Origin of the sequence: Novosphingobium sp. Leaf2 (assembly GCF_001421325.1) — a bacterium.
Taxonomy (GTDB): Bacteria; Pseudomonadota; Alphaproteobacteria; order Sphingomonadales; family Sphingomonadaceae; genus Novosphingobium.
The window spans coordinates 1-13,983 of the sequence record NZ_LMJY01000020.1; the positions used below are offsets into that span (position 1 = coordinate 1).

The 13,983-nt window shown below is 57.9% G+C and carries 10 protein-coding genes; 2 read left to right on the plus strand and 8 right to left on the minus strand.

Going from position 1 to position 13,983, the window contains the following annotated elements; all coding sequences use genetic code 11:
* Positions 1-111: 111 nt before the first annotated feature.
* From ASE49_RS15440 to ASE49_RS15480, 8 genes are all read right to left on the minus strand, one after another.
* Positions 112-882 carry a sugar transferase gene (locus ASE49_RS15440; protein WP_082456527.1) on the minus strand — a complete coding sequence of 257 codons (771 nt, stop codon included), beginning with the start codon at positions 880-882 and terminating at the stop codon, positions 112-114.
* Between the two features lie 249 nt (positions 883-1,131).
* Positions 1,132-2,481 carry an HlyD family type I secretion periplasmic adaptor subunit gene (locus ASE49_RS15445; protein ID WP_082456510.1) on the minus strand — a complete coding sequence of 450 codons (1,350 nt, stop codon included), beginning with the start codon at positions 2,479-2,481 and terminating at the stop codon, positions 1,132-1,134.
* Positions 2,482-2,485: 4 nt separating this feature from the next.
* Entirely contained in the window at positions 2,486-4,216 is a 1,731-nt protein-coding gene (locus ASE49_RS15450) for a type I secretion system permease/ATPase (RefSeq protein WP_056774540.1), read from the minus strand.
* Positions 4,217-4,296: 80 nt separating this feature from the next.
* Entirely contained in the window at positions 4,297-5,883 is a 1,587-nt protein-coding gene (locus tag ASE49_RS15455; protein ID WP_162234261.1) for a TolC family outer membrane protein, read from the minus strand.
* Positions 5,831-6,676: a cell wall hydrolase gene (locus ASE49_RS15460; RefSeq protein ID WP_056774545.1), complete on the minus strand. Its 846-nt coding sequence runs from the start codon at positions 6,674-6,676 to the stop codon at positions 5,831-5,833. The genes ASE49_RS15455 and ASE49_RS15460 overlap by 53 nt, the downstream gene beginning before the upstream one ends.
* A 425-nt stretch (positions 6,677-7,101) precedes the next feature.
* On the minus strand, positions 7,102-8,340 hold the full coding sequence (locus ASE49_RS17905; protein ID WP_162234262.1) for an outer membrane beta-barrel protein: 1,239 nt from the start codon (positions 8,338-8,340) through the stop codon (positions 7,102-7,104).
* 65 nt (positions 8,341-8,405) lie between these two features.
* Complete coding sequence (locus tag ASE49_RS15475) at positions 8,406-8,969, minus strand: polysaccharide biosynthesis/export family protein (protein WP_056774554.1); 564 nt, start codon at positions 8,967-8,969, stop codon at positions 8,406-8,408.
* Positions 8,970-9,245: 276 nt separating this feature from the next.
* Positions 9,246-9,686 (minus strand): hypothetical protein, encoded by a 441-nt coding sequence (locus tag ASE49_RS15480; RefSeq protein WP_056774558.1) that lies wholly within the window; start codon positions 9,684-9,686, stop codon positions 9,246-9,248.
* Positions 9,687-10,005: 319 nt separating this feature from the next.
* On the opposite strand from ASE49_RS15480, the gene ASE49_RS15485 reads away from it, so the two are divergent.
* A complete protein-coding gene (locus tag ASE49_RS15485; protein WP_056774561.1) occupies positions 10,006-11,052 on the plus strand; it encodes a polysaccharide pyruvyl transferase family protein in 1,047 nt (348 codons plus the stop codon).
* A 217-nt stretch (positions 11,053-11,269) separates the two neighbouring features.
* Entirely contained in the window at positions 11,270-13,906 is a 2,637-nt protein-coding gene (locus ASE49_RS15490) for a family 16 glycosylhydrolase (protein WP_156370348.1), read from the plus strand.
* The last annotated feature ends 77 nt before the right edge of the window (positions 13,907-13,983 follow it).

A 13,983-nucleotide genomic window follows, 5' to 3' on the forward strand; every position in this document is an offset into this window, starting at 1 on the left:
CATTCCTTGTCCGTCAGTTCATACCGCCGTCGCGTCATACATCCTCCGTTTCCGAAGGGCGCCTGAATCACGACAATGCCGACAGCTCAACCCAATTTATGAGTTCGCGCCCTAGTACACCCCCCGCGCGGCCAGGACTGCAGGAATCGTGCGCAGGCAGATCGAAACGTCGTATAGCGTAGACTTTCGCAGCGCATATAACGCGTCCAGGCGAACACGGGCATCGTAGGATACTTCGTTGCGACCGCTCACCTGCCACAATCCGGTCAAGCCAGGTCGAACCGAGCAATACGCATCAAAGCGCCTGCCGTAGCGGCGTATTTCCGCTTCCACGATCGGACGAGGGCCGACCACGCTCATATGACCTGCCAAGATATTGAAAAGCTGGGGTAGTTCATCGAGGCTGCTTTTGCGCAGCAAAGCACCGACCGGTGTGATGCGCGGGTCTGCCCGCAGCTTCTGGTCCCGTTCCCATTCCGACCGCGCTCCCGGCGAAGATTCCAGCAACGCTCTCAGCACGTCCGACGAATTGACAACCATACTGCGGAATTTGAAGCATGGAAAAAGCTTACCATTGCGGCCCACGCGGGGCTGCACGAAAAGAACGGGGCCTGGGGCGGATGCCTTGATCGCAATGGCCGCGAGGATCAGCAGCGGCAGGAAAACAAGAATTGCCAGCGTCGCGACCAGGATATCGAAGCACCGGGTCAGATTTAAAGCGCCCAGCCGCGTCGAAGGGCCTTGTCTCGCCTCATCCGAGACGGGCGGATTGCCTACAAAAAGCTTCAGCGGGGAGGTAGAACGGATCTGTCCGCGAATGTCCGATGGTTGCGCGTGCACATCGCGCAGCCCATCCCTGCTTTCCCTCAAAGCCGCTTCCATCATTCCACCCTTTTGAATGCCCCAGCGCCGACAAAATCGCGGCGCTTATGGTTTACGCCATGTTAATTAGCAATAAAGGTTGGTCAATACGGCTATGCTGCAATGCATTATGATATTGATCCAATGTGGACGATTAATATATATAATTTCGTGAATGTAATTATGGATTAATACATAAGATAGTAATGGAGATATACGTAGAGAATGGCGATAAATTCAAAAGTCACAGTGTTCATTCGATCGTCTGCTTCATCCCTCGCGAAACGCGCGTGCCAACTGGTCGCCCAATGGCTTCAGAATATAGCGCAACATCGTGCGTTGACCGGTCTGGATGAAAGTTTCAGCCGGCATGCCCGGCCTTAGTTTGAGGTCGCCCAGTTTTGCGATCTCTGCTGGGCTGAGGGCAATCGTGACGCGGTAAAAGGCGCTGTGGGCGGTGCGGTCGTCTGTCCGGTCCGCCGATACATGCGTAACCGTGCCCTGCAGTTCCGGTGTCGTTCTGGACGAAAACGCACTCAGCCGAACGATGGCTTTCTGGCCCGCATGAACCTGGTCGATATCGACGGGGGAAATCGTGGCCTCGACGATCATCCGGTCCTCATCGGGAACAAGCTCCATTATGGTTTGGCCCGGGGGGATCACGCCGCCCACAGTCCGGTAAGCGAGCTTATCGATCACGCCCGACTGCGGTGCGCGGATTACTGCGCGGTCGTAGCTGTCGTCTGCCGCCACCTTCTGGCGGCGCAAGTCGCTGATCTTCGCCGTGACATCGAGCAATTCGGATGCGGCGCTGCTGCGCGCATCAGCGTCCACCGATCCCATCTGCAGCTGCAGTTCTCCAATCCGGGCGGCACCCGCCACCGCACTGTCCCGAGCGCTACGGGCATCAGCGGAAAGACCGGAGGCCGAGCGTTGGAGTGAATTGAGCCGATCGAGCGTGGTGTAGCGCTTTTCGTACAGTTTACGAGTGGCGTCGAGCTCGTCATTGATCAGTCGCGCCTGGTCGGTGAAGCTTTGCGCTTTGGTGCGCGCGCTGGAAACGTCGGAGCGGGTCTGGCTGATCCGTTGGCCGAGTTGCGCCTTTGCTGCGCGGCGCGCATCGCGGCGCAGCACGAACGTGCGGCGTTCTTCGCGCATCAGGGCGCTAATGTTCGGGTCGGCGGACCTACGCATCAACTCGGCCGGAAACGTGACATCCGGGGCATTGTCGCGTTCCGCTGTGAGCCTGGCCGCGCGCGCCAACAACTGGTCTACGTTTTCGCCGGTGTAGTTCGCCGTCGCTCCCGACACCGTGGTATCGAGACGCATAAGGGGCTCACCTTTTTTGACCCGGTCGCCGTCACGCACCATGATATCCGCGATCACGCCTCCGGTAGGATGGCCGATTTCCTTGACGTATGTGGAGACGGTGACCTCGCCAGGCCCGATCACAGCGCTCGTCATCGGCAGAAAGGCTGCGAGCCCACCGAGCCCGAAGACAAGCGCCCCACACAACCAAAAACCGCTGCGAACATCCCGGCGCGCGCTGGTGGCCGGGTCATAGGCGGCTGATTTCGCCAGCGATTGGCGCTGATCTGGAATGACGATCTGACTGGCCATCGGGTTATACCTCTTCAGGCTGTGGTGGCCGCTGTGGCTCGGGTTTGAAATTGATGCGGCGCAGGACCTCGTCGCGGCTGCCCATCTGCGCCACCTGCCCATCAGCCATGATCATGATGTGATCCACATGGGCGAAGATCGTCGGCCGATGCCCGACGATGATGATTATCGCGCCTCTTTGCTTGGCGGCATGGATGGCCGCCAGCAAAGCGTCTTCGCCAGCCGCGTCGAGATTGGAGTTCGGTTCGTCGAGCACGATGAGAAACGGATCGCCATATAGCGCGCGGGCCAAGGCTATTCGCTGTTTCTGGCCTCCGGACAGCCCTCCGCCGGCAGGGCCGCCAAGCGCATATTCATAGCCGCCGGGCAAGGCCACGATCATGTCATGCACGTCGGCCGCGCGTGCGGCGGCAATTATCGCATCGGGGTCTGGGTCCGGTTCAAAGCGGGATATGTTCTGAGCGATAGTGCCTTCAAACATTTCGATCGATTGCGGCACGTAGCCCATCGCTATCCCCAGTTGCACCGGGTCCCATTGTTCCAGAGAAGCGCCATCGAGCCGCACCGCACCGCGCAGCAGTGGCCACGCCCCGGTAATCGCACGTACGAGTGACGATTTACCCGACCCGCTGTGACCGATCACGGCCAACGCCTCGCCCGGCGCAAGCCGGAAGGACACATTGGCAACGGTAACTTTCTGTCGGCCGGGCGGACCGCACACGATATTTTGCGCTTCCAGGTGGAGATGCGGGCGCGGCAGCGGCATCGGCGCTTCGCGCAGCGGCACGCTTTCCAGCAGCGCAGACAGGCGACGCCAGGCCTGGCCCGCTTCGGTCATGTTCTTCCACTGGCCGATGATCTGCTCGACCGGCATCAAGGCCCGCGCGCTCAGGATAGAACCTGCTATGATCACGCCGCCGGTGGCGTATCCGTCTATGACAAGGAACGCGCCTACAGCGAGCACAAATGACTGCAGAAACATGCGGAAAGCCTTGCCCATGGCCTGGATGCGCCCGGAGACATCGGAAAGCTCGTCATAGGCGGAGATCAGCTTGAAGCTTATCGAGTCCCAGCTGGAACGGCGGCGACCGGACATGCCCAGAACACGCAGCACCTCACCGTTGCGACGAACGTCCTCGGCCATAGTGAAACGGGCAGCAGCGATGGCGGCTGCCTGCAAGGCGGGAGACCGGGTGCGCCGGTCCCCGACGATCATCAGGGCGACCATCACGGCAACGCCCACCAATGTGGCTAAGCCCAGGGCCCAGTGGAACAGCACGAGAATGGCGAGAAACAGCAGCACATACGGCAGATCGAATATGGCAAGCGGCCCAGGCCCCGTGATGTAACCGCGCACCACGTCCAGGTCGCGCACCGGTGCAGAGCCTGAGGGCATTGGCCCCACTTCTTGCTCATAGCGGCTGATTACGTCGTAAAGCCGGTCACACAATCGTCGGTCTGCTTGCGCCCCGGTATGCAGCAGCACCCGCGCCCGGGTGACGTCGATCGCGCCTTGAAACGCATAAGCGACGGTTACCATGATCAGCAGTCCTGCCAGCGTGGCGCCGCTGCGACTGGCAAGCACATCGTCGTAGACCAGCAACATGAAGAACGAACCGGACAGCAGCAGCACGTTGAGCACGGCGCTGAACGTCACGATCGGCCACAGCACCGGAACTACCGTGCGCAACATGCTGCGCACGTCCGCAACGAGGTTTTGGCCTGCCGGCTTCATTCAAATGCCCTTTGAAGTTTGAAAAGAGGATGCCCGATAGCCGGCAGAGGCCGGTTGGCTGAAGGTCTTACTGGACATGATCATTGGCCAATCGGATCAGGCGCCATGTCATGGCCCGCCTCATCGTCATTTTCATGAGCTACAGGCAAGGACTTGAAACGGCCATCGATGGCGACTGAATCCATCGCCTGTATGACCGGCCCAGTCGGCAGGCCAACAAAGGGCAGGGTATCATAAGCGTACGGATCGAAAGGCGGTGTACCGGGTGCGAAGCTGTCAGCACGCAATTGCCCCATCGCGCCAAGCAGTAGCGCATGCTGGACATAAAGCTGTGCCTCCGCTTGGGCGAGCGCCTGCCGGGATGTTAACAGATCGCGCGCGGTGTCCAGCACGTCGAGCGAGGTGACCTGCCCTGCGAGTTGCTGCTGACGCACGCCATCCAGCGCTTGCTGCGCGGCCGCAACGGCGCGTCCGTAGGCCGGGAGCGCCCGTCGAGCCGCAGCGAGCTGATCCCAGTAACTGGCCACGTTCTCGCGCAAGTCACGCGCGGTCTGTTCCAATTGCTGCGAGGATGCATCAGCCAATTGTCGCGCTTCACGCACGCGCGATGACAAAAGTCCTCCTGAATAAAGCGGGACGGTCAAGCCAAACTGTACTTGCGCCACAAGTTCGCTGGGATCATCGGCAGCGATGGACAAAGGAGACCGGGCAAGGCTGCCTTGCAACCCGACATAAGGCCGGGAATTGCCACGGGCTTGCGCAAGACGCCCTTGCGCGGCGGCCAGTTCATAGCTGGCCCGCTCGATCTGCGGGCTGGACGTTACGCCTTGCGCCTGTGCATCCTCCACCGTTCGTGGCAGCGGCGGCAGCTGAGGCAGTTCTGCCAGATCTGCCGGATAGTGGCCTGTCAGGTTGCGGTACGTGTTGCGGCTGGCGAGCAAATTGCCCTTGGCCAGTTCCAGTTGCGCCTGCCCGCTGAAGATGCGGTTACGCGTTTGCTGCAGGTCCGTTTCGGTGGCGTAACGCGCCGCATAACGCGCACTCGTTTGGTCAAGCTGTTCGGTTAACTGCGACAGGTTTTCCTGTGCGATCCCGACAAGCTTCTGGTCGCGAAGCACCGCGCTATAAGCGATAATGACATTTGCCATCAGATCCTGCTCTGCAGAACGCATGTCCGCAACCGAAGCGCTATACCCCGCGCGTGCGGTTCTCAACTGCCCGCCAAGACGCCCGAATGTGAAAAGCGGTTGATCTACAGACAGTGAAAGCTGTGTTGTGGACCCGTTCTGGCGCAGAACGGTCATCTCGTTCTGCCGCACCCGACGCCACCCGAGCAGATAGCTTGCATCTGCGGTTACGGTCGGACCGAACTGGGCCTTCGCCTGTCCCACGCGTTCTTGCGCCGCGCGGGTGGAGGCGCGGCTTGCCTCGACCGCAGGGTTTTGACGATAGGCAATGGCTATCGCTTCCCCGAGGGTTTCTGCCTCCGCCTTGGGCGATGGTTCAAGGATTGTCGATGCCAGGGCCGTCGCAAGTATGGGCGCGGTTGCCGCACGCAATGCACAACGCATATGGCGCTTCGCCAATTTGGAGCACGACGTCAAAACGACTGATTTACGATTCATGTGACAAGTTCCCCTGGAACTTGATCCAACGGCGGTTGGCATCGGAAAGACACTGTGCATCGACCGGGCGGTTGTACCGCGTGCAATCCCACAGGACGACTTCTACCTTCGTGCGTTGATCGCGCACGTATAGGAATGCCACGCTGCGGATAAGCGGCTTTTCCGGCGATCCGTAGAGAATTGCATGCCGGTCCCACCCGACAACCTTACAGTACGTCTGGTTGCTACACTGCCTGAGGCCTTGCATCGCCAAAGTGCCACCGTCACCGCCGGCATCGACGAGGATGAAATGATCGCCTGCCACCGTAGCAAGCAATCCGTTGTTATCGCTTGTCGATCGCGCAGGCAGAACGGTCGGGCTTGGCAAAGGAGCAGCAATGGGACCGTCTCGGTGCGCGTCGGATAGGGTCGCCAGCTTGATTTCCTGCGGTTCGCCTCCCGCGTAGCGTGACGAAAACGCGGCGCGTTGGCCCCAAAAGCCGCGCCACCGGAAAAACAGGTGTGTTTGGTGGCGAGCGATCTTGTCCAGGGAGGGGCTCCAGTAAGGATGGACCCAGTCGGTGTGGTAATGGGTGGCCATTCCCACGCTCGGGTCAGTCGCTCCGGCCAGAAAACGCGCTGCGTTCCGGCGTGCACGCTGCCAGGCGGCATTGGTGGGCGCTCGCTGCAGGGCTCCGTCACACGTGAAGGTAAACTGACATCCCGTCGGCCGTTCGAACCCCTGATAGACAACAGCGCACACGGTGTGGGGAAAGGCGGGATGGCGCACACGGTTCAGAACGACCTGCGCAACCGCAGATTGCCCCTCGGCATCGTCGCCCGCTTCGTATGACATCGCGCTCGCCAGGCAATCGAGGGCACGCAGATAATCAGGTGAAGCAAGCGCCAGATGGAATGGAATAGGTTGATCTGCTCCTAACGGTGCAAACGGAAACGATGCGTTTACCGTCCGCGCCGTTTGGGGGCTGACTCTCTCAAGAACCAAGGCCTGGACCGTTGGGGGGGTACTGGTCAGGTGTCTGTTGTTCGAGAGGAGGACGGCTGCAACATGATCTGAAGTATACTGCCGAACAGGTGATTTGTTGGTCAAGAATGTGGCAACTATGATGGCGATCAATACCACAGCCACACAAAACTTGGTTACCGCCGGGACCCTACGGCGGGCCCGACCCGACCGGTCGGCTTGCACGACGTGGTCCTGGAGCCGCTGCGCTGGGGGCATGAACGCCCCCGGGGTGCCAGGGATTGTCGAAAATGCCGTCATCGCGCCAGAACCACCGAAACAAGGCCGTAGACTTGAGAGTACTTCTCGAACGGTGCCGCGCCGTTGACGAACCGTTGTGCGTAACCGCCGGTTACGTCCATCGATAGCCAGCGGTTGAAACGCAGGCGCGGGCCGCCGTTTATCTCCAGTCGCCTCGCCGAGTATTTTTGCTTTGCGTAGTCTTCAAGTGTAAATTTGATAGAGGATAGCCAAGACATGCTTCTGCGCATCTCGTATTCAACATCCAGTTTTGCTGTTGTTAGGGTAACTGCACCCACCAGATCGTATGGACTGGTAGTATTGCTCTGCTCGACAATTCCACGGACGGCCAGCAGCTTCGTAGGGAAATACCTGAGGTGAGCCGAGACGGCAACGCCGCTCACGTTGCCGAGCGTTCGATCCTTAAAATCGTACCGGCGATAACCTACAGATGCTTGGGCATATAGAACCCGGGTGATTTCGTAACGCAGCCCGGCCGTGACGCTGGAATTATGGGCATCCCGATTGATCAGGCCGCTGACACGAACGTAATCGAATTTGTCAAATTCGACGCTTCCAAAAATCGCGGTTCTGCTGCTTGCATCAAAGCTTACCACGCCATGCAGGCCGTAACGCGACACGTTGCGAAATTTTTGGTCAATGATACCCGAGGAACTTTCAATATTTTCGTAGCTTTGGGCTACAATCAGGGTTTGTGCGTCAATAGAGAGGCGATTGAAGCGCTTCCGTCCCGTAAGCGATCCTTGAGCGACTCGTCGCAGCAGAGGTCCGCTGTCGACAAGATCGTTTTCGACAGTCCCTCGTTGTATCGCCTCGCGGCGATAGCCTGCGTTTAAAGTCAATGAATTCGGAGTGGTGGTGCCGCGCGTATACGTGCCCTCAAAATGGTATTCGGCAGCGCTTTGATTCGGAAGTTTTAGGTACGAACTTTTCCTCGCTCCCAGATCAATCACAGCAGCTTGTCTGCGGTCTTCGCGACGGAGGCGCACACGTGGCTCGAACACCAGTGCCACATCTGCTTTTTTTACACTATTGCGAGAAAAAACATTGGTGTCCGCGTAGGCTCCGAACGCGACCGTGGGAAAAATATCGAATCCCTCAAGATTGTAACCTACGGCGCTGTATTCTGGGAAAGTCCGCTGGCCGGGAACGTCTTTCGGCTCTGCGATGAGCGGGCCGATTGTTTGCGCCTGGGTTGCATGTGAGCCGGTAATGCAGACGGCAACGACGGCCAAGGAGCCGCCACGATATATACGTCTCGTGCCTGCGACGGAGGCCAAGGCTCTGCAAACCGACAGCATCAGAAACGGCGCTCAAGCACGCGAATGGTGTCGCCCGGCTGAACAGGGGTCATTCCGTCGAGGCGGTACAGGATCTCTGCATCGCCGTTCTTGTGTCTGATGACGACACGTTTCTCATCCGCTCGGTACGTAAAACCTTCCGACTTCGCGACCGCACTGAATACCGTAAGACCTTCCACGAATGGATATTCCCCGGGCTTGTTCACTTCGCCTAAAATATAATATGGTCGGAAGTTAAGTACATCGATTGCAACGCTGGGGTTGTCGATATAGCCGTTCTTCAGTGCGTCAGTGATTACCTGGGCAAGTAAGGGGGGTGTTAGCCCTTTTGCCTTGATTGCACCAAGGAGAGGAAAGGCGATTGCGCCCGACCCATCGACCAGATATTCTCCGGTTAGTTTTTCTTCCCCGTACACAGTGATGCGCAACTTGTCTCCGGCGCCGAGGGTGTAGGCCCCTTCAGCAGACGAAATAGCCATATCCGGCAGCGGTCTACTGCCCGCGCAGCCGGTAACCGCTCCAAGCAAAAAAATCCCCGTTACTATGGTTCGGCTTACAAGCATGATTTATCCGGTCACAATCAATTGAAAAATTGGTGAATGTACGGAGGGATGTTTGTCATGAACGCGCATGTGTTTCAAAACAATCAACGTTCGATTATGCGCAAATTTTTAGATTTTATTGCCATATCGGATGAGATTCGATGTCTGAGTGAAAACCTTGTCTGGCGATATTCTGGAGGTCGCGCTGGTCAGGCGAATCCAGGCTGGAAAAATACCAAGTCGAGGGAAGCTGACGCTTCCCTCGACCATTTGTGCGTTCGAATTGACTTCGATCGATCAATTGTAAAAGTTGTAGTCGCCGATTATCAGCTGATTTCCGTTCACCGATCCCAAAGAGATGATGTAGGACTGTTGGGTCGTGGTGCTGTAAATTGAATAAAACTGTGCATGCACGTCGCCGTTCGGATTGGTGTCGTTGTAGCCGTAGCCGGCGAACGAGATAGTCGATCCTGCCCCGAATCCTTGAAGGTACAGGAAGTCATTGTTGCCTGCTTCATAAACGCCGGCACCATGAAAGTCGTAGATGACGTCCTGGGCTTTGCCGCCAAGTCCGCTGTTTGCATTCAACGATGAATCCATGTCGGACAGCCGGATGACGAATGCGTCGTTGCCGGCGCCGCCGTAGAAGTAATCGACGCCCTTGCCGCCCACCAATGCATCGTTGCCGCTGCTGCCACCGATGTGGTCACTACCGCTGGTCCCCGTAAAAGTTGGCATGTATTCCTCCTGAGTATAGATACTTAAAAGTTAAGCTCTATCGAGCTAAGTAGACCAATATCCGGATTAGTTGTTAAGGCAAAACGGCCTGTTTTAACGATTTCACGGACTGTTAATTATAGATCATTACAAAATTTAAACTCAAGGTTTTAACCGACCCATTTCCGATCCGGAGTGGTATTGATGGATCCGTTCTGGATTTAATCGGATGCGACCTATTGCGGTTCGCGATATATGTATCCAGACATAAATTGTCTGCGGTTTATTCTTGCGGCCGGCTAGTAGCTTGGCAAGTAAGTGTCACGTAAATCAGCTTTGTATGGTGATTTTACGATATGCGGCGAAAGAAAATAATGTGAAGTTGCTGAATTATTCACCACCGGTTCCCAACTTCGGCGACGATCTTAATCTTAAACTGTGGCCTGCAATGGCGCCTTCGTTTTTTTCGGATGAGAGCGGTGAAGAGGCCGAAGACGAGGCATTCGTCGGTATAGGCACGATCATCGGCATAGATCCTGGGCGCGCGACCAAGCTGCACGTATTTTCAAGTGGCGTTGGCTACACCCGGTTAGATCGCTGGCGGGGGCTTGCCGTTCGCTACCACTGTGTGCGTGGGCCGGTTTCGGCACGGATCTTGGGTCTGGAGGAGCGCTGTGCACTGACTGACGGCGCAATCCTTGCTCCGCTATTCGGCAATTTCGAGTGTTCGAGCAACGCGGCCCGGGGCGATGTCGTGGTGGTGCCGCATTTCGAAAGTATGCAATTTGCCGGTTGGGATAACGCCGTAGCGATGGTAGGCTTCAAACTGATTGATCCGCGTGGGTCTCCCGCCGAAGTCATTAAGGCGCTGGCTGGAGCACGTTTGGTGCTTACCGAATCGCTTCATGGCGCCATATTGGCCGACGCCTTTAACGTGCCGTGGCGCGGTTTTGCTGTATCCCGGAATTTCTCGACGGCGAAGTGGGCGGATTGGGCGGCATCGGTGGGTGTGGATGCGACAATAACGATGGTGCCACCACCAGATCCCATGCCGCTTTTGCAATTCGGAAAGCGTGCGGAACCATTCGGTGCGCGGTTGGAGCTTTCGCTTGAAGTTGCCATGCGCGAATTTACTGCCAGAGTGTCCAGTCCGGGGCAGGTTCCTTACCTCAAATTGCAGGCGAAGCGGGTGCTGCGCAGCGTTCCCGCGATGCGCAAGGTGCTCGGCTTCAATCCGGAGCGTACGGCGCAGGCCCTCGCAAAGCTTGCGGACGAAGCCCCGTATCTGAGCCACGAAGGATTGCGGCGCTCGCTAAGGGAGGAAATGCTCGAAAGGCTGCGTGCGTTGGAGCGCGAATATAGTGGCACTTCGGATGCTGTTTCGTGAGCTACGCGTTTCGCTGGCCGGCCATGACGCCGCAGGATCCTGACGATTGCTGCTTGATTGAAACCACATAGGTAAACATCCCAGGCACTGCGCTACCCGCAAGTTATTCTGAATTTATCTGGGTTTACCAGGATCGTTACGCCGACATTGGGAACAGCAATTCTAAACCACCGCCAACACGGAAAGCAATTTTGCTCTTGTGGTGGGGTTCCAGATCATGCCTTTTCCTTACATCAACGCGCATGGCGTTCAGCTGAGAAGTTCTGCATCTGCCGTCAAAACCTTTTTAGGGACAGCATCAGCTGAGGTGCTCAGAGGCACAGCGCAAGCAGATATCTTTCGCGGCTATGGCGGCGGAGATAGCTATTATGGCGGGCTGGGCGACGACACGTACATAATCTCGTCCGAAAAGGACAAAGTGTTCGAAATGGCGGGCGAGGGTGTCGATACCGTGCGCTCGTCGGTCTATCACATCCTCGGCGCCAACATCGAAAACCTTGTCCTCGAAGGAAAAGGTTCCTGGTACGGTGGCGGGAACGACCTCGACAATGTTATCATGGGCAACGAGTTTGACCAGCAGCTCAACGGCGGCGCAGGCAACGACGTGCTAATCGGCGGCGGCGGCGCTGACACCTTCATCGTCAATTCCGGGAACGGCAGCGACGTCATTGTCGACTTCGCTAGCGGGACGGACAAGATCCGTCTTGGCGGATATGGCGTAAGCAACTTCGGCCAGATCCAATCGATGGCCCGGCAGGTGGGAGCAGATACAGTCCTGCACTTTGGCAATGGCGAAGAACTGACCTTGCGCGATGTGAAGGCCACCAGCCTGATCGCGTCTGACTTTGCTTATGAAATCAACCGATCGGCACTGACTCTCAATTTCAACGACGATTTCAACGGCCTCAGCCTGTATTCCAAGGGTGGGACCTGGCGCACCGAATATGGGCATGGGGGCCCCGGCACCGTAGCTAGCCGCACGCTGAAGACCGAGTCCGAAGTTTACATGGACACAGACTGGGCGGGCACGGGCACGAAGGCGTTGGGAGTCAATCCGTTCGCTGTGAAGGATGGTATTCTGACCATTACGGCAAAGCCGGCCACAGCGGACGTCCTTCCGTATATCGACGGACACACTTGGACGTCAGGATTGCTGACCACCAAGTTCACGTTCGCCCAGCAATACGGCTTCTTCGAAATCCGCGCCGCGCTGCCGGCCGGGCAGGGGCTGTGGCCCGCATTCTGGTTGCTGCCTACGGATAATACCTGGCCGCCGGAACTGGATGTTTTCGAGATGCTCGGCAAGGATCCCAACGTGATCTACTTGTCCACCCACGGGATCGAGAAAGGCGCTAATACGCTGGCGCAGGACCGGGCGGTGCTCGATACCACCCAGTTCCATACGTACGGTGTCGATTGGAACAAGGACCGGGTGATTTACTACATCGACGGCGTTGAGGTTGCTACGCAAAAGACGCCGGAGGTGATGAACAAGGAAATGTACATGCTCGTCAACCTGGCGGTGGGCGGCAATGGCAGTTGGGGCGGCGCGGCCGACGCCACCACGCCGGTTGGCGAGATGAAAGTGGATTACGTGCGCGCCTATCGGACTGCCGATACCGTCTCGGCAACGATTAACGGCACGCATACCGTCTATGCCGGCGGCGAGGCCATTTCTAGTCCGATAGGTGGCGAGGAAACTGCGGTGACCGCGCCCGGGCCGGTGACCGGCACGCCGACGGGCAAGACCTACACCGGCACCGCAGGCAATGACACGTTCCGTGTGACCTCCGTGCTGGACAAAGTGGTGGAGACGGCGAACGGCGGCACAGATGCCGTCATATCCAGCGTAACGTATACGCTGCCGGATCATGTGGAGAACCTGTCTCTTACCACCGATCAGGCGATCAACGGCACCGGCAACGGTCTGGACAATCGCATCGTCGGCAATAGCGCAGCCAATGTGCTTACCGGGCTTGGCGGCAACGATTTTCTGGATGGCGCAGGCGGCGCGGACACCCTCTATGGCGGCTTGGGCGATGACACTTACAAGGTGGACAGCAGCGCGGTTAAAGTCATCGAACTTGCCGGCGAAGGCAGGGATTCGGTGATCACCACAGTGACCTACACCTTGACCGCGAACGTCGAAAACCTGCGTCTCGACGGCGTTGCCGACATTAACGGTACGGGCAACGCCGAGGACAATCGCATGATCGGTAATGCCGGCGCAAATGTGCTGACGGGGCTTGGTGGCAACGATTACCTGGATGGCGGCGCCGGCATCGACACGCTGGTCGGCGGCAAGGGCGATGACATCTATGTGGTCGATAACACCCGCGACAAGGTCGTCGAGCAGGCCAGCGAAGGGACCGACACTGTCATGGCCAGTGCGACGTATACTTTGCCCGCCAATGTCGAGATTCTGCGACTTACCGGAAGCGGGTCGATCCACGGCTCCGGAAACGCGCTGGCGAACAAGATCTATGGCAACGAGGGCGACAACAAACTGTTCGGATGGGCCGGCAACGACCTTTTGGAGGGCGGCGCAGGCAATGATATTCTCAATGGCGGCGCGGGCGATGACACGCTCACCGGCGGCGCCGGTGCGGATACCTTCGTGTTCGGCAGCGGCTACGGCAAGGATACCGTGACCGATTTTCAACATGGCATGGACAAACTGGTGCTCGTCAACGTGAAGGCTGCGGCAGTGTCAATCACCCAGACCGCGCTGGCCACTGTAGTCTCGATCGGTGCGGACACGATCACGCTGACCGGCGACCCGCATTTCGCTGCTTCCGACATCACGTTCCTGACCTCTGCGGCGTATGATGGAGGCCTTGGCCTTATGGTCTGAGCGCTCGCACAAAGTCGATCGGGATCGGACATAACTTCGGGCAGCGCCAGTCGACCCAGCCTGATGGTGGGACTATC